Below are 21,256 nucleotides of genomic sequence, written 5' to 3'. Positions count from 1 at the left end.
TGTGGGCCAGTCGGTGGACGGTGTGCTTCCGGCTGCGGTGTCGGGGCCCTCGCGAGGCCGGTGAGCTGGGAGGATCCGGCTCCATGCGACCCGTACGACAAAATGATAAAACCGGCGCAAACGGGGCTGGTGTGCGTCGGGGGGTCGGCGTGCTCGCCCTCGTCCTCCTCGCCTCCGGCTGCGCCGGGACCGGCGCGGCCCCCGCCCCCGGAGCCGACGGCACCGGAGCGGCCCCCGTCCTGCGGGCCGGACCGCAGGCGGCCCCCGCCCGCGCCCTCGCCGCGTACGCCTCCCGGCTCCGTCTGGCGCAGGCCCGGCGCGCCGCCGTCGCACGGCACTGGGGACTGGCCGAGGTGCCGCTGACGCCCCCGGCGCCGCCCGCCAGGAAGCCGGTCGTCCAGGCCCGCGAGGGGTTCGAGGTCGACGGCCAGAAGGAACTGGGGCTGCCGCCGGTCTTCACGACCGTCCCCACCGAGGACAAGGTCGTCTTCCTCACCGTCGACGACGGCGCCGAGAAGGACCCCGCGTTCCTGCGGATGATGAGCGACCTGAAGATCCCGTACACCGCCTTCCTCAGTGACTTCCTCGTCGAGGACGACTACGGGTACTTCCGGAGGATGCGCGACCGCGGCGTCACCCTCGACAACCACACGCTGCACCACCCCTACCTGCCCGCGCTGTCCTACGCGCGGCAGAAGCGCGAGATCTGCGGCATGCAGGACGTGATGGAGAAGCAGTTCGGCAGACGTCCGGCCGTCTTCCGCCCGCCGTACGGCAACTACGACCAGGACACCCTGCGCGCCGCCAAGTCCTGCGGCATCAGGTACGCGCCCCTCTGGAACGAGGAGGTCTTCCCCGACCACTGGGAGTACCGCGAGGAGGACCGGGAGCTGCACCCCGGCGACATCGTCCTCACCCACTTCCAGGGCCGCGGCCAGTGGAAGGGAACCATGCCCGACGTGGTCCGCCGCTTCCTGAGGACGGTCACCGCCGAGGGGTACGCGGTCGCACGCCTGGAGGACTACCTGTGAGGGCGCCCGGAGGGTTCTCCGCGCGGGCGAGGGCGCGGGCGCGGGCGAGGGCGAGGGCGAGGGTGCCGGCCGCCGGGCTGCTCGTGGCGGTCCTGCTCAGCGGCTGCGCGCAGTCCGTCGACCCCATCGAACGCCTCGGCAAGAAGGCGGCCCAGCGGGTGCACCCGACGGAGTCGGCGTACCGCCGCTGGGGTCTCGCCAGCCCGCTCGCGTCGGCGCCGGAAGCCCCCGCCCGGGCCGGCGCGCGCACCGCCGACACGGAACTGCCGCCCGTCGTCGACCAGGTGCGCACCCGCGACAAGGTGGTCTTCCTGACGTACGACGACGGGGCGGAGCGCGATCCGCGGTTCGCCGACATGGTCCGTGAACTGCGCCTGCCGGTCAGCGTGTTCCTCACGGACCGGGTCGCCGGTCCCGGGTACGGGCACCTCGCCCGGCTGCGCGCGGTCGGCGCGAGCGTCCAGAACCACACCCTCGACCACGCCGTCCTGCGCGGTCTGCCCTACGCCGGCCAGCGCGCCGAGATCTGCGGACAACAGGACAAGCTCGCCCGGCGCTTCGGCGTCCGGCCCCGGCTGCTGCGGCCCCCGTACGGCAGGTACGACGAGACCACCCTGCGCGCCGCCGCCGACTGCGGAGTCGCCGCGCTCGTCCTCGGCAGGGCGGCCGACGCGCACCGGCTCCGTCCGGGTGACGTCCTCTCCGGCCCGGGCGGACCCGGTCCGACGGAGGCGACGCTCCGGCTGCTCCGGAGGATCCAGCGCGAGGGCTTCACCGTGGCGCGGCTGGAGGACTACCTCTAGGGACGCCGGGCGGGGAACGGTCTTCTGGATGCGCCCGTTCGGTGCGGTTCCGGGCCTTCCGGCCCACGCCACGCCGGACGCCTTTGGCACTCCGCTTGACCGAGTGCTAATCGCAGTCATAGTCTCAGGTCTGGCACTCCCCCCTGGAGAGTGCCAACAGCGACGGGCAGGTCCGGCACCCGCGACGACGGATCGACCTGGTCGCCACCTCAGACAGTTAACCCCGTGAGATCTCCGAAGGGGGAGGTCGGATCGTGACGACCGCCAGCTCCAAGGTTGCCATCAAGCCGCTCGAGGACCGCATCGTGGTCCAGCCGCTCGACGCCGAGCAGACCACGGCCTCCGGCCTGGTCATTCCCGACACGGCGAAGGAGAAGCCCCAGGAGGGCGTCGTCCTGGCCGTTGGTCCGGGCCGCATCGAGGACGGCAAGCGTGTCGAGCTCGACGTCGCCGTCGGCGACATCGTTCTCTACAGCAAGTACGGCGGCACCGAGGTGAAGTACAACGGCGAGGAGTACCTCGTCCTCTCGGCTCGCGACGTGCTCGCGATCATCGAGAAGTAATTCACCTGGTAAGGGAGTTCGGGGCCTTCCCCCGGACGACCCCGCACCAAGCATTGCAGTGAACTGCGCCCCTGGCCCCCGCGACCATCAACAGCCGGGCGCCGGGGGCGCAGTTCGTTTCTCCATCATTTTCCGAGAGGGCTGAACCGCTCCCATGGCGAAGATCCTGAAGTTCGACGAGGACGCCCGTCGCGCCCTTGAGCGCGGCGTCAACAAGCTTGCCGACACGGTGAAGGTGACGATCGGCCCCAAGGGCCGCAACGTCGTCATCGACAAGAAGTTCGGCGCTCCCACCATCACCAACGACGGTGTGACCATCGCCCGTGAGGTCGAGGTCGAGGACCCGTTCGAGAACCTCGGTGCCCAGCTGGTGAAGGAGGTGGCGACCAAGACCAACGACATCGCGGGTGACGGTACGACCACCGCCACCGTGCTCGCCCAGGCGCTCGTGCGCGAGGGCCTGCGCAACGTCGCCGCGGGTGCCTCCCCGGCGCTGCTGAAGAAGGGCATCGACGCGGCCGTCAAGGCGGTCTCCGACGAGCTCCTCGCCACCGCGCGCCCGATCGACGAGAAGTCCGACATCGCCGCCGTCGCCGGTCTGTCCGCCCAGGACCCGCAGGTCGGCGAGCTCATCGCCGAGGCGATGGACAAGGTCGGCAAGGACGGTGTCATCACCGTCGAGGAGTCCAACACCTTCGGCCTGGAGCTCGACTTCACCGAGGGCATGGCCTTCGACAAGGGCTACCTGTCCCCGTACATGGTGTCCGACCAGGAGCGTATGGAGGCCGTCCTCGACGACCCGTACATCCTCATCCACCAGGGCAAGATCAGCTCCATCCAGGACCTGCTGCCGCTGCTGGAGAAGGTCATCCAGTCGAACGCCTCCAAGCCGCTGCTGATCATCGCCGAGGACGTCGAGGGCGAGGCCCTGTCGACCCTGGTCGTGAACAAGATCCGCGGCACGTTCAACGCCGTCGCCGTGAAGGCCCCCGGCTTCGGTGACCGCCGCAAGGCCATGCTCGGCGACATCGCCACCCTCACCGGTGGTCAGGTCATCGCCGAGGAGGTCGGCCTCAAGCTCGACCAGGTCGGCCTGGACGTGCTCGGCAGCGCCCGCCGCGTGACCATCACCAAGGACGACACCACCATCGTCGACGGTGCCGGCAGCGCGGACGAGGTCGTCGGCCGCGTCAACCAGATCAAGGCCGAGATCGAGAACACGGACTCCGACTGGGACCGCGAGAAGCTCCAGGAGCGCCTCGCGAAGCTGGCCGGCGGCGTGTGCGTGATCAAGGTCGGCGCCGCCACCGAGGTGGAGCTGAAGGAGAAGAAGCACCGTCTGGAGGACGCCATCTCCGCGACCCGCGCCGCGGTCGAGGAGGGCATCGTCTCCGGTGGTGGCTCCGCGCTCGTCCACGCCGTCAAGGTCCTCGAGGGCAACCTCGACAAGACCGGCGACGAGGCCACGGGTGTCGCGGTCGTCCGCCGCGCCGCCGTCGAGCCGCTGCGCTGGATCGCCGAGAACGCCGGCCTGGAGGGCTACGTCATCACCTCCAAGGTCGCCGACCTCGACAAGGGCCAGGGCTTCAACGCCGCCACCGGCGAGTACGGCGACCTGGTCAAGGCCGGCGTCATCGACCCGGTGAAGGTCACCCGCTCCGCCCTGGAGAACGCCGCCTCCATCGCCTCCCTGCTCCTCACGACCGAGACCCTGGTCGTCGAGAAGCCGGCCGAGGAAGAGGCCGACGCCGGCCACGGCGGTCACGGCCACTCCCACTGACGCACACCGGAGCCGGTGCCGGGTCCCCGTCCGGGGACCCGGCACCGAACCGGCCCGCGTAGCTTCGCCCCGCCGTTCCCACGGCGGGGCGAAGTGCTGTCCGGCGGGCGTGCCCGACCTGTCGGCCGACGCACGGCTCGGCGGCCCGGCCGGGCACACGTTGCTTCCGGTGGTCAGGCCGGCGGTGATGCCGAGAGCCCGGTGGCAGGTGAACGCGCGAGGCGACCGGCCGCCCCTCTCGTGCCCGTACCCGAATCACCCGCTCGCGGTGCCGGGGTGAGGCGCGTTGCGGTCGCCATGGTCACGGACGCGAGCCGGACGCCTGGAAAAGCCTCCGGTCCCGGTGTCCGGGACCGGAGGCTCCGCCCCTCGCGGGTCCACGGAAGCCGATGGCTCAGCCGCCCATCGCGTCCAGCGCGCCGAGATCCGCCATCAGGCCCAGCCGGTCGTACTCCCACCAGCCCTCGACGATCTTTCCGTCCTCCCCGCACCGGAAGATGGTCGTGCCGGTCATGGAGATCTGCTTCCCGGACGCCGGGATACCCCTGAAGTCGCCCGTGTGCGTACCGTTCCAGGTCCACCGCGTGCAGACGCGGTCGCCCTCGGTGATCTGGTCGTCGATGGTGAACGTGAAGTCGAAGCCGCCGCGCCACATCTCCATCTCGCGCCGGATCGCGTCGCGTCCGATGGTGTCCTGCTCGTTGGCGGGATCGTGGTCGTGATAGCTCTCCGCCATGAGTCCGTCGAGCGGCGCCAGCTCACCCGGGGCGCCCATCGCCGCGAAGAGCCTGCGGACGTTCTCCGCGTTGAGCTGGTCGTCGCGCACCACTTCCAGATCCGTGAACGTCGGCATCTCGTCGCAGAGCGCCACCATCTCCTGGAAGATCTTCTCGGTCTCCGGCATGTTCGAGTTCTTCATCGCCTCCTCGTACGACGGGAACTCCACGATCTCCACGAAGTGGTTGGCGTCGGAGCGGTCCTTGCCGATGACGCTGTGCGTCGCGGTCCGTCGCCCCTGGGTCTTCTCGACCCATGTGTCCATCAGCTGGTTCATCTCGTCGAACCGACTCGTCTTGCAGTCGATCAGCTGTACGAAAGTCATGGCGTCGCCTCCGGCCCCTGGTCCGGTCGAATCCCCTTCAATCCTCCCACCGGAGGACCGGCACCACCCACCGCACGATCATCGCGAGCGCCCGCTCCGGGGGAAGGCCCGGTTCACTGCGGCCCGTACTTCCGCCCGGTCCTCGACGAGATCCCGCCCAGCAGCGCGTTCGGCGTCACCTTCACCACGCCCATCAGCGCCTTGTAGCGCGGATCCGGGATGGACAGGGTCTTCCCGCGCGCCAGGTCGGCGAGCGCCGACGCGACCAGCTTGTCGGCGTCCAGCCACATCCAGTTCGGGATGTTGTCCGTACCCATGCCGGCCCGCTCGTGGAACTCGGTGCGCACGAAGCCGGGAGCCAGCGCCATCAGCCGCACCCCGCTGCCCGCGAGGTCCTTCGCCGCGCCCTGCGTGAACTGCACGACCCACGCCTTCGAGGCCCCGTACGTACCCCGCGGCACGAACGCGGCCACCGAGGCCACGTTGACGACACCGCCCCGGCCCCGCTCCCGCATCGCCTCGGTCGCCGCCGACGTCAGCCGGAGCACCGCCTCGCAGTGCACCTTGAGCATCTTCAGCTCGTCCGCCATCGACACGTCCAGATAGCGGCCCTTGTTGCCGAAGCCGGCGTTGTTGACCAGCAGGTCGACCGGGTTCTTGCGGTCGGACAGACGGGCGGCGACCGCCTCGATGCCCTCGTCCGTCGCCAGGTCCGCCGTGAGCACCTCCGCCTCGACGCCGTGCCGGTCGTGCAGCTCGGTCGCCTGCTCCCGCAGCCGCTTCGTGTCCCGCGCCACCAGCACGAGGTCGTGCCCGTCCGCCGCCAGCCGCCGTGCGAAGGCGGCACCGATCCCCGCGGTCGATCCCGTAATCAGAGCCGTTGTCATGGCGCAAGGGTAGTGACCGGCAGGATCCCCCGCCGCCCGGCGCCCGACCTCGCTCCGCACACCCTCGCACCCCGGAACCGGCGCGCTCCACCGCCCGGCGCGCCCCTCTCTTCCGCTGTGCTCCAGGTGCTCTCGTGCCTCGCCGTCCGGCCGTGTTCCAGGTGTCTCGCGCCCTGCCGTCCGGCCGTGCGTCACGCCTCCTCGCCGGGGCGCCCGGCCGTGCTGCACGCCTCTTCGCCAGGGCGCCCGGCCCCCCGGCCGTGCTCCGCACGCCCTTCGCCTCCGCCCCGAGGGCACGTACTCCCCGGAGGCGTCATGGGCACGGGCACTCCACGGGCGCACCTCCGACCACCGCGGAGGTTCCCGGACGCGGCGCTCGGGCCGCCCCTATGTGCCGTACTTCGCCACGTACTCCCGTGCCTCCGCCAGCGCCTCCGGGTGCAGTGCCCCGCCCGCCGCCAACAGCCGCGGCAGCAGTTTGCGTTCGGTCGTCGAGGCACGGAAGGCGAGGGCGACGGTGACGTCGTGGCCGGGCCGGTGCACGATCTCGACCGGGTCCCCGGCGCGGATCTCGCCGGGCTCGATCACCCGCAGGTACGCGCCCGGCGCACCCTGGTGCGTGAACCGCTTCACCCAGCGCTTCTCGCCGAGGTGCTCCTGGAAGGTGCGGCACGGGATGCGTCCGCAGGTGACCTCCAGGACGAGGTCGGAACCCACCCGCCAGCGTTCACCGATCAGCGCGCCGGACACGTCGAGCCCCAGCGTCGTGAGGTTCTCGCCGAACACGCCGTTCGGCAGCGCCCGGCCGAGCTCGCGCTCCCAGTCGTCGAGGTCCTCGCGCGCGACCGCGTACACCGCCTGGTCGTCACCGCCGTGATGCCGCAGGTCGCAGACCGCGTCCCCGGCGAGCCCGCTCCCCCCGGTCCCCTTGGGGCCCGGCGCCGTCACGCGGACCGGCCCGTCGACCGGCCGCTTGTCGATGCCGGTCAGGCCCTCCGGCTGGTCCGTGTACTCGACGGCCTGTGCCCGGCCCAGGTTCAGTGACAGAAGCCTCATGGCATCAAGCTAGGCGATACGGGCCAAAGCGTCGACGCGATATCGGGCGCCGAACCCAAGACACGCTTATGCTCGGAAGGTGATCGAGGCTCGTCATCTCCGCGTCCTGCGCGCCGTCGCCACCACCGGGTCCTTCTCGGCGGCGGGACGCGAACTGGGCTGCACCCAGCCCGCCGTGAGCCAGCAGATGAAGGCCCTGGAGTCGTCCGTGGGCACCCCGCTGCTGGTCAGGACGGGGCGCGAGATGCGTCTGACACAGGCGGGCGAGGCCCTGGTCAAGCACGCGGCGAGCATCCTGTCCGGCCTCACCGCCGCGGAGGAGGAGGTCGCCGCGATCGCCGGTCTGCGCGCGGGCCGCGTCCGCCTGGTCTCCTTCCCCAGCGGCAGCTCCACCCTCGTGCCCATGGCCCTGGCCTCGCTGCGCGCGGCCCACCCCGGCACGCGCGTCTCCCTGGAGGAGGCCGAGCCGCCCGAGTCCGTCGAGAAGCTCCGGGACGGCGACTGCGACATCGCGCTCGCCTTCCGCTACGAGAGCGCTCCGGGTGTCGAGGAGTGGGACGACCTCGTCGTACGGCCCCTGCTGACGGACCGTCTGGTCGGCCTGGTGCCCGAGGGGCATCCGCTCGCGCGCGCGGAGTCCGTCGCGATCGGCGAGTTCGCGGGCGAGTCGTGGATCGCGGGCTGTCCGCGCTGCCGGGGCCAGCTCGTCGAGGTCTGCCGCGGTGCCGGTTTCGAGCCCCGCATCGACTTCGCCACCGACGACTATCCGGCGGTGATCGGGCTCGTGGGCGCGGGACTCGGCGTCGCCGTCCTGCCGGAGCTGGCGATCGAGTCCGTACGTCCGAAGGGGGCGCGGACCGTGACGGTGGAACCCGCGGTGCGCCGCGAGATCGTCGCCCTCACCCTCCCGGATCTCGCCGGGGTGCCGGCGGTGGCCGCGACGCTGGACCGGCTGGCACGGGCGGCGGCCCGCTAGCGCCCTGCCCGCGAGGGGGCCGGGCAGTCGGGTGAATCAGTACGTACTTTCAGAACAGAAACGTTCCTTCAGCTGTTCGAGGCGGAAGTGTTTCCAGGGGCCGCCGCCGAGACCAGTCGGTTGCGTGCCCGTCCCATGAGCTCTTCGCGCTCGTCCTCGGTCAGTCCGCCCCACACGCCGTACGGTTCGCGCACCGCCAGCGCGTGTGCCGCGCACTCCGCGCGGACCGGGCATCTCATGCAGACCTCTTTGGCCGAGTTCTCACGAGCGCTCCGTGCCGCACCACGCTCGCCCTCCGGGTGGAAGAAGAGCGAGCTGTCGACCCCTCGGCAGGCCGCGAGGAGCTGCCAGTCCCAGAGGTCCGCGTTCGGACCGGGAAGGCGGGAGAAATCTGCCATTGCGTGTCCCCTTGTTGCCGTTCTGGGCTGCTCTGTGCCCACCGACCGTACATCTACGATCTAAGGAGATGAAAATATGACTCATTGCGAATCTAGCCTCAGACACCGGCGAATGGGAAGAAAACAGGCTAAATGGGGCACGGGTTGTGATGAAAAGTTGAGGGTCGGCGCGCATGTCTGCACCGTGTCCGTGCCCTCACGTACAGTGCCGATGACGGCCGACTGCCCCGTAACTCTTTCGAGTGACCATCGTTGAGATGGCTGAGGCGGTTGAAGGAACAAGCGCTCGGGTAGGCGGTCATATCCGCCTGCGAGTGTCGACCGCACAGGTGACGATTCGTAACAGCCTGGAGGCTCAAGGTGACGCGCATCAGCTGCGGAGGACGGTCATGACATCCGTCCTCGTCTGCGACGACTCCCCGCTTGCCCGAGAGGCGCTCCGCCGCGCGGTCGCGACCGTGCCCGGTGTCGAGCGCGTGACGACGGCGGCCAACGGCGAGGAAGTCCTCCGCCGCTGGGGGGCCGACCGTTCGGATTTGATTCTGATGGACGTACGTATGCCCGGACTGGGCGGCGTGGAGACGGTCAGGCGGCTGCTGTCCGCCGACCCCGGTGCGCGCATCATCATGCTCACCGTCGCCGAGGACCTGGACGGGGTGGCGCTCGCCGTCGCCGCCGGCGCCCGCGGCTATCTGCACAAGGACGCCTCGCGGGCGGAACTGCGCGCCACCGTGACCCAGGCGCTCGCCGACCCGACCTGGCGGCTCGCCCCGCGCAGACTGCGTTCGGCCGAGATGGGCGCCGCGCCCACGCTCACCGCGCGTGAGATCCAGGTCCTCGAGGGAATGAGCCACGGGCGCTCGAACGCGGAGATCGGCCGTGAGCTGTTCCTCTCCGAGGACACGGTCAAGACCCATGCCCGGCGGCTCTTCAAGAAGCTCGGTGCCTCGGACCGGGCGCACGCGGTCGCGCTCGGATTCCGGTGGGGCCTGGTCCGCTAGGTGGGCCGCCTCGCGGGTATGACGGTAGGAGCACCCGCCCGCCGGACGGCGGGCGGGGCCGGGCCCTCGGGGAGAGCCGCTTCGGTGTCCGATCCCCGTTTCCCGGCGGATGCCGCATCCTTGAGGTGTGGAGTTCCTTGGGGACAAGTCGGTCGAGCGGAAGGGGAGGGCGCAGGAGATGAGTTCCGGCGCACCTGCTCATAACGCTTCGGTGCACAACTATGGACGCGGTGCCACGGACAGGACGACGCCAAGGCACCATGGACCGATGCGTGAAGACGAGACGACGGCGATCGGTGCGCTCGTCCTTCGCGCGGTCGACGGTGACGAACAGGCCACGCACGACCTGCTCGCCCACGTACATCCGCTCGCGCTGCGTTACTGCCGTGCCCGTCTGTCCCGGCTTCCGGGGGACGCGCGGCACTTCGTGGAGGACCTCGCGCAGGAGGTCTGTGTCGCGGTGCTCCTCGCGCTGCCGCGCTACAAGGACACCGGGCGCCCCTTCGAGGCGTTTGTCTTCGCGATCGCCGCGCACAAGGTCGCCGACCTCCAGCGTGCCGCCATGCGTCACCCGGGGTCCACGGTCGTCCCGTCCGACGAGATGCCGGAGCGGCCCGACGACTCCCTCGGCCCCGAGGAGCGGGCGCTGCTCAGCAGCGATGCCGAATGGGCCAAGAAGCTCATGGCCAACCTGCCGGAGAACCAGCGCGAGCTGCTCCTGCTGCGGATCGCGGTGGGCCTCACGGCCGAGGAGACGGGCCAGATGCTGGGAATGTCGCCGGGTGCCGTCCGGGTGGCCCAGCACCGGGCGCTCAGCCGGCTGCGGGCGCTGGCGGAACAGTAGGAGTCCGGGTCCGGTCGCGGTGACGTGACCGGGGCGGTCCGGTCGTGCCGAGCCGGTCGCACCCTGGATGGAATGACACGTTCCGGTGGTTTCGGTCACACCTGGCAAAGGCTGTCCTGTCGGATGCCGGGGCGCCGGAGTCCTTCTCTTCCGCAAATTGCGGGCAAAAGGTGGCGGGCCCCGACGGTGCCGGACCGGTCCGTGGTGAGGGGGTGCCGCCCCTTGTCATGGCGGCGGGTGCCCGTCGGCGAAGGCCCGTCAGGGCGGTCCGGCCGGGCTCCGGACCTTCCTCCGGGCGTGGGTCTGAACGGGAACGACCGTCATCCCGTACGAACATACGAAGCCGAAGCCCACCCTCAACCGTGGAATGAGAGAGCCATGCTTCCCGTTAGCATGGACATCCGCACCGATCAAGGCCATTTGGGGAAGGTGTCATGACTGCCAACGTCGACGGAGTGCCCGCCAAATTCGCGACACTCGGGCTGACCTACGACGACGTGCTGCTGCTGCCGGGCGCGTCGGACATGGCGCCCGACCAGATCGACACCGCCTCGTACATCTCGAAGAACGTCCGGGTCAACATCCCGCTGCTCTCCGCCGCCATGGACAAGGTCACCGAATCGCGCATGGCGATCGCGATGGCCCGTCAGGGCGGCGTCGGCGTTCTGCACCGCAACCTGTCCATCGAGGACCAGGCCAACCAGGTCGACCTGGTGAAGCGCTCCGAGTCCGGCATGGTCACCGACCCGATCACCGTGCGCCCGGACGCCACGCTCGTCGAGGCCGACGCGATCTGCGCCAAGTTCCGCATCTCCGGTGTGCCGGTCACCGACGGCGGCGGCAAGCTGCTCGGCATCGTCACCAACCGCGACATGGCCTTCGAGACCGACCGCTCGCAGCAGGTGCGCGACGTCATGACGCCGATGCCGCTGGTCACGGGCAAGGTCGGCATCTCCGGCCACGACGCGATGCAGCTCCTGCGCCGTCACAAGATCGAGAAGCTTCCGCTGGTCGACGACGCGGGCGTCCTCAAGGGCCTCATCACGGTCAAGGACTTCGTCAAGGCCGAGAAGTACCCGAACGCCGCCAAGGACGCCGAGGGCCGCCTGCTGGTCGGCGCGGCCGTCGGTGTCGCGGGTGACGCCTTCGAGCGGGCCCAGGCGCTGATCGAGGCGGGCGTCGACTTCATCGTCGTCGACACCGCGCACGGCCACTCCCGGCTGGTCGGCGACATGGTCGCCAAGATCAAGTCGAACTCCTCGGGCGTCGACGTCATCGGCGGCAACATCGCCACCCGTGACGGCGCGCAGGCGCTGATCGACGCGGGCGTCGACGGCATCAAGGTCGGCGTAGGCCCCGGCTCCATCTGCACCACCCGCGTCGTCGCCGGCATCGGCGTCCCGCAGGTCACCGCCATCTACGAGGCGTCGCTCGCCGCCAAGGCGGCCGGTGTGCCGGTCATCGGCGACGGTGGCCTCCAGTACTCCGGAGACATCGCCAAGGCCCTGGTCGCGGGCGCCGACACGGTGATGCTCGGCTCGCTGCTCGCGGGCTGCGAGGAGTCCCCGGGCGAGCTGCTCTTCATCAACGGCAAGCAGTTCAAGTCGTACCGCGGCATGGGCTCCCTGGGCGCCATGCAGTCCCGCGGAGAGCAGCGCTCCTTCTCCAAGGACCGCTACTTCCAGGAGGGCGTCGCCTCCGACGAGAAGCTCGTCCCCGAGGGCATCGAGGGCCAGGTGCCCTACCGCGGCCCGCTCGCCGCGGTCGTCCACCAGCTGGTCGGCGGTCTGCGCCAGTCGATGTTCTACGTCGGCGGCCGCACCGTGCCCGAGCTCCAGGAGAACGGCCGGTTCGTGCGCATCACCTCGGCGGGCCTCAAGGAGAGCCACCCGCACGACATCCAGATGACGGTCGAGGCGCCGAACTACAGCCGCCTGAAGTAGTCACCCGTACACCTGAACGGGCTTGCACGCACGCGTGGAAGCCCGCCACGAGGGCGGTCCCGGAGGTTCCGGGGCCGCCCTCGTCGTGGGCGTCGGGGATACTGGGAGACGCAGAAGCGAAGAGGGAAAGGCCACAACGTGACTGAGATCGAGATCGGGCGCGGCAAGCGCGGCCGCCGGGCGTACGCCTTCGACGACATCGCCGTCGTCCCGAGCCGCCGTACGCGGGACCCGAAGGAGGTCTCGATCGCCTGGCAGATCGACGCGTACCGCTTCGAGCTGCCCTTCCTGGCCGCCCCCATGGACTCGGTCGTCTCCCCGGCCACCGCGATCCGCATCGGTGAGCTGGGCGGCCTGGGCGTCCTGAACCTGGAAGGCCTCTGGACGCGGTACGACGACCCGCAGCCGCTGCTCGACGAGATCGTCGGACTGGACGCGGAGACCGCGACCCGCCGCCTCCAGGAGATCTACGCGGCTCCCATCAAGGAGGAGCTGATCGGGCAGCGCATCAAGGAGGTGCGCGACTCCGGGGTCGTCACCGCCGCCGCCCTCTCCCCGCAGCGCACGGCGCAGTTCTCCAAGGCCGTCGTCGACGCGGGCGTGGACATCTTCGTCATCCGCGGTACGACGGTGTCGGCCGAGCACGTCTCCGGTGCCGCCGAACCGCTGAACCTGAAGCAGTTCATCTACGAGCTCGACGTCCCGGTGATCGTCGGCGGCTGCGCCACCTACACCGCGGCCCTGCACCTGATGCGCACCGGCGCGGCCGGTGTCCTGGTCGGCTTCGGCGGCGGCGCCGCGCACACCACGCGCAACGTGCTGGGCATCCAGGTCCCGATGGCCACCGCCGTCGCGGACGTCGCCGCGGCCCGCCGTGACTACATGGACGAGTCCGGCGGCCGGTACGTGCACGTCATCGCCGACGGCGGCGTGGGCTGGTCCGGCGACCTCCCCAAGGCCATCGCCTGCGGCGCCGACTCCGTGATGATGGGCTCCCCGCTCGCGCGCGCCACCGACGCGCCCGGCCGCGGCCACCACTGGGGCATGGAGGCGGTGAACGAGGAGCTGCCGCGCGGCAAGAAGGTCGACCTCGGCACCGTCGGCACCCTCGAGGAGATCCTCACCGGCCCGTCGCACATCCCGGACGGCTCGATGAACATCTTCGGCGCCCTCCGCCGCGCCATGGCCACCACCGGCTACAGCGAGCTCAAGGAGTTCCAGCGCGTCGAGGTGACGGTCGCGGACTCCCAGCACAAGAGGTAGCCCCCGCGGCTTCACCGGCACCCACATCCGTACGTGAGGAGGGCCCCACCGTCTCGGTGGGGCCCTCCTCGTGAGTTCGGTTCCTGATGTCCGAGTCTCGTCGGATCTGGGATCTCGCGTCGACAAGGCTCAAATGTTGATCAGATAACTCGATTGGGTTGTATGGCGTGTTCCCGACATCGATAGTCTCGTTCTGCTGTTCGACCGACAGCAGAACGAGGGGAACTCCGTTGCGATCAACCGGCCTTTCCATGTCCCGAGGCGCGCGAGCCGCAGTCGCCGCCCTTGCCGTGCTCGCCGGCAGCCTGGGTATGAGCGGTGAGGCCAGTGCCGCCTCGCGGACGCCGTGCCGGAGCGTGAGGCTGGACTTCAACCCGGCCTTCTGCGGCATCGACCACGTCAAGTACCACGGGCTGGTGCGGGGCAAGCACTCCATTGCCGTGGTGCAGGGACGGGGCCCGATGACGCTCACGCTGACGGCCATAGAAACCGTGAGCAACTCGGAGAGCGCGACGATCACGGTGGCCGCCGGCGCCGTGTCCGGGGCCGTCGGCTTCGACGTCACGAAATCGCGCACGAAGAGCATGGCGGGCAGCTGGAACGTCCCCAGGGGCAAGTTCGGGACCTTGAACGCGTACCCGCTCTACAAGAAGTACTCCTTCAACGTGTACAGCAAGATCACTGGCCGGAGCGTGGGCAAGGGAACCGCCCTCAAGGCGGTCGGCTACCGCTACGAGCACTCGGCCAGGTAGTTCACTTGCCCGACGAAACGGTTCACCGGTTCAACCGGTGGACCGTTTCGGTCTTGTGGGTCATGTGCGGGGTGCCTCGCGAAGAAGGCTCAGAGCCGGTGTGCCGCCCCCGTCGGTGTCGCTCCCCGGGTGTCCAGGAGGAGCTGGGCCTTCACGGACAGCCCTTGCAGGTCGTAGGTGCGGTGCTGCTGGAGCAGGATCGTCAGGTCGGCCTCGGCCGCGGCCTCGTAGAGGGAGTCCGCGCGCGGCACGGGCCGGCCGAGGACGCTCCAGGCGGGCACGTACGGGTCGTGATAGCTGACGGAGGCGCCGAGTTCCATGAGCCGTACGGCGATCTCGTGGGCGGGGGCGCCCTGCTGGTCGGCGATGTCCGCCTTGTAGGTGACGCCGAGGAGGAGCACCCGTGCGGCACGGGCGGACTTCCCGTGCTCGTTGAGCAGCGCGGCGGCGCGCTGGATGACGTACCGGGGCATGTGGTCGTTGACCTGCCGGGCGAGTTCGACCATCCGCAGGGGACGCCCGGAGGGGCCGCCGAGGTCCTGGGCGATCCCGTGCCCGCCGACTCCCGGGCCGGGCCGGAACGCCTGGAACCCGAACGGCTTGGTCTCCGCGCAGCGGATGACGTCCCACAGGTCGACGCCCAGATCGTGGCAGAGCACGGACATCTCGTTGACGAGCGCGATGTTGACGTGCCGGAAATTGGTCTCCAGGACCTGCACGGTCTCCGCCTCGCGGGGGCCGCGCGCGCGTACGACCTTGTCGGTGAGCCGTCCGTAGAAGGCGGCGGCCGACTCGGTGCACGCGGGGGTGAGGCCGCCGATGACCTTCGGTGTTCCGGCGGGGGTGAAGTCGCGGTTGCCGGGGTCGACCCGGCTGGGCGAGTAGGCGAGGTGGAAATCGCGCCCCGCGCGCAGTCCGGAACCGCTTTCGAGGAGCGGGCGCAGGAAGCCCTCGGTGGTGCCGGGGTGCACGGGCGACTCCAGGATCACCGTGGTGTGCGGGCGCAGCCGGGCGGCCAGGATGCGGGCCGCCGACTCCACCTGGCCGAGGTCCAGGGCGCCGTCCGCGCCCCGTGGGGTCGGCGCGCAGATGACGGCGGTGCGTACGCGGCCCAGCTCGGCCGGGTTCGTGGCGGGCCGGAAGCCCCTCGAGAGCATCCGGCGCAGTTCCGCGGGGCTGAGGGAGCCGCCCTCAGGTCCTGTTCTGTAGCCGAGGGTGGAGATGCCGGCGGCGACGGCGGCCTGGGCCAGGGGCAGGCCGAGGTGACCGAGTCCGATGACGGCGAGGTCTGCGGGCATGGAGTGGGCCGTCCTTCCCAGTAACCGATGCGGGACAGATGCGCAAGCCCTGTGGACAGGATGGGCGAGAGCAATGTCAGACTAGGAGTAAATATGACCGATTTATGGGATTGATTGATCAAGATTCCTCGCGCGTCGCCGAGAGTTGTCCACAGGCTGCGGACGGACAGTGGCCGATGAGAGGAGAGACGGTCAGACTTTGGGGCAGGAGGATGCGAGCCGGGCGCCGCCGGACAGGTGCGGCCGGAGCGACCTACAGCGGGAGGCAGCGGTGAGGACAGCGACACTGGGGCCGGCCGAGCGTGCCGAGTCACTGGCGGGAATGGCCGAGCGTGAGCTGGACGTGCTGGTCGTGGGCGCGGGAGTGGTCGGCGCGGGCACCGCGCTGGACGCCGTGACGCGAGGTCTGTCCACCGGCCTGGTCGAGGCGCGTGACTGGGCGTCGGGCACGTCGAGCAGATCCAGCAAGCTGATCCACGGCGGCCTGCGCTATCTGGAGATGCTCGACTTCGCGCTCGTCCGCGAGGCGCTGAAGGAACGCGGCCTGCTCCTGGAGCGGCTCGCGCCGCACCTGGTGAAGCCCGTCCCGTTCCTCTACCCCCTCCAGCGCAAGGGCTGGGAGCGGCTGTACGCGGGATCCGGTGTCGCGCTGTACGACGCCATGTCGATGGCCCGCGGCCACGGCCGGGGCCTGCCCACCCACCGCCATCTGAGCCGCCGCCACGCCCTGCGCGTGGCACCGGCCTTGAAGAAGGACGCGCTGATCGGCGCCCTTCAGTACTACGACGCCCAGATGGACGACGCCCGTTACGTGGCGACCCTGGTGCGCACGGCCGCCTCGTACGGGGCGAAGGTCGCCAACCGCGCCCGGGTCACCGGGTTCTTGCGCGAGGGCGAGCGGGTGGTCGGGGCCAAGGTGCGCGACGTCGAGGGCGGCGCCGAGTACGCGGTCCGCGCCCGGCAGATCGTCAACGCCACGGGCGTGTGGACCGACGACACCCAGGCCATGGTCGGGGAGCGGGGCCAGTTCCACGTCCGCGCGTCCAAGGGCATCCACCTGGTCGTGCCGAAGGACCGGATCAACTCCTCGACGGGGCTGATCCTGCGCACCGAGAAGTCCGTGCTGTTCGTGATCCCGTGGGGCCGCCACTGGATCATCGGCACCACCGACACCGACTGGGACCTCGACAAGGCCCACCCGGCGGCGTCCAGCGCGGACATCGACTACCTCCTGGAGCACGTGAACTCGGTGCTCTCCGTACCGCTCTCCCGCGACGACGTCGAGGGGGTGTACGCGGGGCTGCGCCCGCTGCTGGCCGGGGAGTCGGACGCCACCAGCAAGCTGTCGCGCGAGCACACCGTGGCGCATCCGGTGCCCGGCCTCGTGGTCGTGGCCGGCGGCAAGTACACGACCTACCGGGTGATGGCCAAGGACGCGGTGGACGAGGCGGTGCACGGCCTGGACCAGCGCGTCGCCGAATGCGTCACCGAGGACGTCCCGCTGCTGGGCGCCGAGGGGTACCGCGCGCTGTGGAACGCGCGGGCGCGGATCGCGGCGCGCACCGGCATCCACGTGGCACGGGTGGAGCACCTGCTGAACCGGTACGGGGCGCTCGCCGAGGAGCTCCTCGACCTCATCGCGGCGGACCCCTCCCTCGGCCGGCCCCTGCCGGCCGCCGAGGACTACCTCCGCGCCGAGATCGTCTACGCCGCCTCGCACGAGGGCGCCCGGCACCTGGACGACATCCTGACCCGGCGCACCCGGATCTCCATCGAGACCTTCGACCGGGGCACCCGCAGTGCCCGCGAGGCCGCCGAACTGGTGGCGCCGGTCCTCGGCTGGGACAAGGACCAGATCGAGCGCGAGGTGGAGCACTACGAGAAGCGGGTCGAGGCCGAGCGGGAGTCCCAGCGCCAGCCGGACGACCTGACGGCGGACGCGGCCCGGCTGGGGGCGCCGGACATCGTGCAGTTCTGACCGCCGCTCCCCGCCCGTATCACCCGAACGGGTGTGGTGAGCCGGGATCCTGGCCCGGGGCCCGGCCGTTCTACGGGGTGCGGGGACAGAATTCGGCGGCGAGCAGGGCGGGTTCGAGCGCCGGGTCCGTGATCCCGTCCGTGTTCACCCGGAAGGTGAGGACATGACGGCCGTCGACGGTGGCTGCGCTGCGCACGTAGCTGCCGGAGATGCGGCCGTTGTGTCCCCACACCGTGGTCCCGCACGGCAGCTTCACCGGGTACAGCCCCATGCCGTACGAGCCGTGTGCGGCGCGGGTGTCGAGCATCTCGCGCAACCGGTGCGAGGGCAGCAGTCCGCCGCCGAGCAGGACCGCGTAGAAGCGGTTCAGATCGGCCAGCGTGCTCACCAGCTCACCCGCTGCGCCGGCCACGCGCGGGTCGAGCTCGGTGACGTCGGAGCCGTCGGCGGCGTACGCGCGGCCGTGCGGTGCGGGCAGCGACGTGCGGTTGCCCGGGAACGAAGTGCCGGTCAGACCGAGGGGGGTGATGATGCGCCGCTCGGCCTCGGTGGCGTACGAGTGGCCGGTGACCTGTTCGACGATCATGCCGAGCACTACGTAATTGGTGTTCGAGTAGGCGTAGCGGCCACGGGCGACGGGGGGATGGGTGAGTGCGATGCGCAGGGCCTGAGGAGGGGTCACGGGGACGGTGCCCCGGGTCGTCCGGGTGAAGTCGTAGAGACCGCTGGTGTGGTGGAGCAGGGAGCGCAGCGTGATGCGGCGGCCGTCGTTGCCCGCGCCGCGCACCAGGCCGGGCAGATGAGCGTCGACGGAGTCGGACAGGGACAGCCGGTGTTCGGCGGCGAGTTGCAGGACGACCGTCGCGATGAACGACTTGGTGATGCTCCCGGCGCGGAAATGGTCGGAACGAGCCATTCCGATTCCGGTGCTCGCGAAATGTGATCCGGACCCGTCGTCGGCCAGCAGGGCGGCGGCGGGGGCGCCGCCACGGGTCACGAGGCGGGTGAGCGCGGCCTTCGAGGCCCGGGCGACGGGTGTCCGCGCGGCCACCGGGACCTGCCCCGGCAGGCCGCCCTGGACCATGGCGAGCAGCGTCAGGAGCATGGGTATGGCCAGAAGTGCCCGAGGTGTCCGGGGCCGTGGCATCGCGGGTCCTTCCTTGTCGCGGCCCATCATGAGACATGTTTCTGTGCCCGGGACCATGGCGGAGGCCGGACCTCGGACCGGGTGCGGCGAGCCTGCCGGGGCCTGGTCGCGGGGTGGCCGACGCGTGCGGGGTGCGGTCGCGGGCGGTCCGCCGACGGGTTCCGGACGTCCCGCCGGCCGAGTTGTTGCGGTTCCAGGGGCCCCCAGGGCACTGGGCACTTGTCGGGTGAGGGACAATGGAGGCTCTGTCAGGGCGGGTTGCATGAGGGGACGCATGTCGGAGGCGGAGCGGGCGGGAGCATCCCGTCAGGACAAGAGCGAACGTCTCCTCGCCGGGCGGTACCGGCTGGGGGATGTTCTCGGCCGCGGCGGCATGGGCACGGTGTGGCGCGCCGAGGACGAGACCCTGGGCCGTACGGTCGCCGTGAAGGAGCTGCGGTTCCCGTCGGCCATCGACGAGGAGGAGAAGCGCCGGCTGATCACGCGCACGCTGCGGGAGGCCAAGGCCATCGCGCGGATCCGCAACAACGGCGCCGTGACGGTCTTCGACGTGGTCGACGAGGACAACCGTCCGTGGATCGTGATGGAGCTCATCGAGGGCAAGTCCCTCGCCGAGGCCATCCGCGAGGACGGAGTGCTCACGCCGAGGCGCGCAGCCGAGGTGGGCCTGGCCATCCTCGACGTGCTACAGGCGGCGCACCGCGAGGGCATCCTGCACCGTGACGTGAAGCCGTCGAACGTGCTGATCTCCGGCGACGACGGCCGGGTCGTGCTCACCGACTTCGGCATCGCCCAGGTGGAGGGCGACCCGTCCATCACCTCGACCGGCATGCTCGTCGGCGCGCCCTCCTACATCTCGCCGGAGCGGGCGCGCGGCCACAAGCCCGGCCCCGCCGCCGACCTGTGGTCGCTGGGCGGTCTGCTGTACGCGTCGGTGGAAGGCGTGCCGCCGTACGACAAGGGCTCCGCGATCGCGACGCTCACCGCGGTGATGACCGAGCCGGTCGAACAGCCCAAGAACGCGGGCCCGCTGGAGAACGTGATCTACGGCCTGCTCGTCAAGGACCCCGAGCAGCGGCTCGACGACGCGGGCGCACGGGCGATGCTCAACGAGGTGCTGCGCAAGACGGAGTCCGAGCGGAGCGCGCCGGAGCCGCAGGACGCGACGAAGGTCGTGGCCATGCCGCCGCTGCCGAAGGGCGAGGAGCCCTCGGAGCGGCTGCGCGGAGCCCTGCGTTCGGTGCGCAAGGCCGCGACCGTGGCCGGGGCCGCCACCTCGGCGGCGGCGTCCCGTGCCAAGGCGGCCGGCGGCTCGAACTCCTCCCGGGCCGAGGGGGCCGCCGAGACGGCCTCCCCGCAGACGGGTCCGGGGTCCGCCGCGGACGCGGGCCGGGCCGGCGGCACCTCCGGGCCGGCCACCGCCGCGAACGCGTCCGTCCCGGGACAGGCGGGCGGTCCCGACGGCAAGCCCGGGAACTCCGGCTCGGCCACCGGCGCCGGAGGCGCGGGCGGCAAGCGCGGCGGCTCGGGGTCCGGGTGGCCGGTGGCCCCCGAGCGCCCGGCACGCCCGGCGCCGAAGGCCTCGCTGACGGATGTCGTGCCGCTGCGGACGCTGGTGATCCTCGCGGTCGTCGTGGCGCTGGCCGTGGTCGGCACCGTGCTGGCCATCACCATCGGCGGCGGGGACGACAACGGCGCCGAGGGCGGCAGCGGCGGCACCAAGGCGACCGCCTCCACCGGAGCGACCTCCGGCAGCGGCAAGAGCGGCGGCGACACCAAGGACGGCGGCAAGAGCGGGAGCGACTCCGCCCACACCGACAGCGGCAGCAAGTCGGGCTCCGACTCCGGTTCGGACGACTCCACGGACGCCTCGTCGGACACGGACACGGACGCGAGCGCGTCCGACGGTTCGGGCGGGGACGGCAAGGAGTCGGGCTCGGACTCGGGTTCCACGGCCGTGAAGACGTACAAGAGCAGCCAGGGCTTCTCGATCGGGCTGCCGAAGGGGTGGAAGTACCAGTCCCAGGACGCCGCGGGAGCCCGGTTCACCGGCCCCGACGGGCAGAAGCTCCTCGTCGGCTGGACGTCGACGCCCAAGGACGACCCGGTCGCGGACTGGAACAACCAGGAGCGCGGCATGGTGCGCCCCCAGTACAAGAAGATCCACATAGAGAGCGTGAGCTACCGCGGCTGGAACACGGCCGACTGGGAGTTCACCTACGTGGACGGCGGCACGAAGTTCCACTCGATCGACCGTGGTTTCGTGGTGAACGCGCATCAGGGCTACGCGCTGATGTACACGGCCAAGGACTCCGCGTGGGACAGCGCGCTGCGCAAGAGCACGTGGGCCACGCTGACCAAGACGTTCCAGCCGAAGCCGTGACGTACCGCTCGCCGAGGTGACGTTCCGCGACGAACGATGCCCGAGATCTCG

The 21,256-nt window shown here is 70.8% G+C and carries 18 protein-coding genes; 12 read left to right on the top strand and 6 right to left on the bottom strand.

Annotated features, from left to right (window positions below; genetic code table 11):
• Positions 1–83 precede the first annotated feature (83 nt).
• From CW362_RS30130 to groL, 4 genes are all read left to right on the top strand, one after another.
• Complete coding sequence (locus CW362_RS30130) at positions 84–1,031, top strand: polysaccharide deacetylase family protein (protein ID WP_103552772.1); 948 nt, start codon at positions 84–86, stop codon at positions 1,029–1,031.
• Positions 1,032–1,093: 62 nt separating this feature from the next.
• On the top strand, positions 1,094–1,834 hold the full coding sequence (locus CW362_RS30125; RefSeq protein WP_206301089.1) for a polysaccharide deacetylase family protein: 741 nt from the start codon (positions 1,094–1,096) through the stop codon (positions 1,832–1,834).
• A 254-nt stretch (positions 1,835–2,088) separates the two neighbouring features.
• Positions 2,089–2,397 (top strand): co-chaperone GroES, encoded by a 309-nt coding sequence (gene groES / locus CW362_RS30120; protein WP_037626893.1) that lies wholly within the window; start codon positions 2,089–2,091, stop codon positions 2,395–2,397.
• Between the two features lie 154 nt (positions 2,398–2,551).
• The gene (gene groL, locus CW362_RS30115) at positions 2,552–4,177 is read left to right on the top strand and encodes a chaperonin GroEL (RefSeq protein WP_103552770.1); all 1,626 of its coding nucleotides are present in this window, start codon (positions 2,552–2,554) and stop codon (positions 4,175–4,177) included.
• A 394-nt stretch (positions 4,178–4,571) separates the two neighbouring features.
• Here the strand turns inward: groL and CW362_RS30110 are convergent, their stop codons facing one another.
• The 3 genes from CW362_RS30110 to CW362_RS30100 form a co-directional block, all read right to left on the bottom strand.
• The gene (locus CW362_RS30110) at positions 4,572–5,279 is read right to left on the bottom strand and encodes an ester cyclase (protein WP_103552769.1); all 708 of its coding nucleotides are present in this window, start codon (positions 5,277–5,279) and stop codon (positions 4,572–4,574) included.
• A 113-nt stretch (positions 5,280–5,392) separates the two neighbouring features.
• On the bottom strand, positions 5,393–6,166 hold the full coding sequence (locus CW362_RS30105; RefSeq protein ID WP_103552768.1) for an SDR family NAD(P)-dependent oxidoreductase: 774 nt from the start codon (positions 6,164–6,166) through the stop codon (positions 5,393–5,395).
• A 387-nt stretch (positions 6,167–6,553) separates the two neighbouring features.
• Positions 6,554–7,222, bottom strand: a complete 669-nt coding sequence (locus CW362_RS30100) for an MOSC domain-containing protein (protein ID WP_103552767.1) — start codon at positions 7,220–7,222, stop codon at positions 6,554–6,556.
• A 79-nt stretch (positions 7,223–7,301) separates the two neighbouring features.
• On the opposite strand from CW362_RS30100, the gene CW362_RS30095 reads away from it, so the two are divergent.
• Positions 7,302–8,198: a LysR family transcriptional regulator gene (locus CW362_RS30095; protein ID WP_103552766.1), complete on the top strand. Its 897-nt coding sequence runs from the start codon at positions 7,302–7,304 to the stop codon at positions 8,196–8,198.
• A gap of 68 nt (positions 8,199–8,266) precedes the next feature.
• Here the strand turns inward: CW362_RS30095 and CW362_RS30090 are convergent, their stop codons facing one another.
• Entirely contained in the window at positions 8,267–8,596 is a 330-nt protein-coding gene (locus CW362_RS30090; RefSeq protein WP_103552765.1) for a WhiB family transcriptional regulator, read from the bottom strand.
• Between the two features lie 389 nt (positions 8,597–8,985).
• On the opposite strand from CW362_RS30090, the gene CW362_RS30085 reads away from it, so the two are divergent.
• The 5 genes from CW362_RS30085 (at position 8,986) to CW362_RS30065 (ending at position 14,399) form a co-directional block, all read left to right on the top strand.
• Positions 8,986–9,597, top strand: a complete 612-nt coding sequence (locus CW362_RS30085) for a response regulator transcription factor (RefSeq protein WP_003948568.1) — start codon at positions 8,986–8,988, stop codon at positions 9,595–9,597.
• 268 nt (positions 9,598–9,865) lie between these two features.
• Positions 9,866–10,441, top strand: coding sequence for a sigma-70 family RNA polymerase sigma factor (locus CW362_RS30080; RefSeq protein WP_103552764.1), 576 nt, complete (start codon positions 9,866–9,868; stop codon positions 10,439–10,441).
• A gap of 434 nt (positions 10,442–10,875) precedes the next feature.
• On the top strand, positions 10,876–12,384 hold the full coding sequence (gene guaB / locus CW362_RS30075) for an IMP dehydrogenase (RefSeq protein ID WP_103552763.1): 1,509 nt from the start codon (positions 10,876–10,878) through the stop codon (positions 12,382–12,384).
• A gap of 138 nt (positions 12,385–12,522) precedes the next feature.
• Entirely contained in the window at positions 12,523–13,647 is a 1,125-nt protein-coding gene (locus tag CW362_RS30070) for a GuaB3 family IMP dehydrogenase-related protein (protein WP_103552762.1), read from the top strand.
• Positions 13,648–14,003: 356 nt separating this feature from the next.
• Positions 14,004–14,399: a hypothetical protein gene (locus CW362_RS30065; RefSeq protein ID WP_103552761.1), complete on the top strand. Its 396-nt coding sequence runs from the start codon at positions 14,004–14,006 to the stop codon at positions 14,397–14,399.
• 89 nt (positions 14,400–14,488) lie between these two features.
• Here CW362_RS30065 and CW362_RS30060 read toward each other — a convergent pair whose 3' ends face one another.
• Positions 14,489–15,697 carry a nucleotide sugar dehydrogenase gene (locus CW362_RS30060; RefSeq protein ID WP_103552760.1) on the bottom strand — a complete coding sequence of 403 codons (1,209 nt, stop codon included), beginning with the start codon at positions 15,695–15,697 and terminating at the stop codon, positions 14,489–14,491.
• A gap of 271 nt (positions 15,698–15,968) precedes the next feature.
• Between CW362_RS30060 and CW362_RS30055 the strand changes: the two genes are divergently transcribed.
• A complete protein-coding gene (locus tag CW362_RS30055) occupies positions 15,969–17,675 on the top strand; it encodes a glycerol-3-phosphate dehydrogenase/oxidase (protein ID WP_103552759.1) in 1,707 nt (568 codons plus the stop codon).
• A gap of 70 nt (positions 17,676–17,745) precedes the next feature.
• Here CW362_RS30055 and CW362_RS30050 read toward each other — a convergent pair whose 3' ends face one another.
• Entirely contained in the window at positions 17,746–18,780 is a 1,035-nt protein-coding gene (locus CW362_RS30050) for a serine hydrolase domain-containing protein (RefSeq protein ID WP_420856885.1), read from the bottom strand.
• A gap of 316 nt (positions 18,781–19,096) precedes the next feature.
• Here CW362_RS30050 and CW362_RS30045 point away from each other — a divergent pair, with 316 nt between their 5' ends.
• The gene (locus CW362_RS30045) at positions 19,097–21,205 is read left to right on the top strand and encodes a serine/threonine-protein kinase (RefSeq protein WP_103552757.1); all 2,109 of its coding nucleotides are present in this window, start codon (positions 19,097–19,099) and stop codon (positions 21,203–21,205) included.
• Positions 21,206–21,256 lie beyond the last annotated feature (51 nt).

This window comes from Streptomyces populi (genome assembly GCF_002911015.1).
In the GTDB taxonomy this organism is placed as follows: domain Bacteria; phylum Actinomycetota; class Actinomycetes; order Streptomycetales; family Streptomycetaceae; genus Streptomyces; species Streptomyces populi.
Note: the sequence above shows the minus strand (reverse complement) of the source record. Positions and strands in the feature narration are given on the sequence as shown.